1 protein-coding gene is annotated in these 283 nt (G+C 69.6%); it reads right to left on the minus strand.

Annotated features, from left to right (window positions below):
• On the minus strand, positions 1-250 hold a 250-nt coding region (locus SB754_RS19855), incomplete at its 3' end, for an FAD-dependent oxidoreductase (RefSeq protein ID WP_410784104.1).
• Between the last annotated feature and the right edge of the window lie 33 nt (positions 251-283).

Here is a 283-nt window from a genome sequence, read left to right on the forward strand (position 1 = left end):
GTTCCTCGGTCTGCTCCCCGATCGGCCCCGTGAGCTGCCAGACGCCCGCGGTCGTGTCCCAGAACGGCGCCTCATAGCGCAGCCAGACCGACTCCATCTGCCCCATCTCGAGGGCGGCGATGGATCCGCGGTGCTCGAACGGCAGCGGAGGGTCGAACTCGATCGCATCGGCCTGCAGCACGCCCAGCGGAACCGTCAGGACCACGCGGTCGACCGTGATGGCCTCGCCCGACGCGAAGCGCACGCTCACGCCCTCGTCGAACGTCAGCTACGACGACGAGGG

The sequence above is a fragment of the Leifsonia sp. SIMBA_070 genome, from assembly GCF_046534635.1.
In the GTDB taxonomy this organism is placed as follows: domain Bacteria; phylum Actinomycetota; class Actinomycetes; order Actinomycetales; family Microbacteriaceae; genus Leifsonia.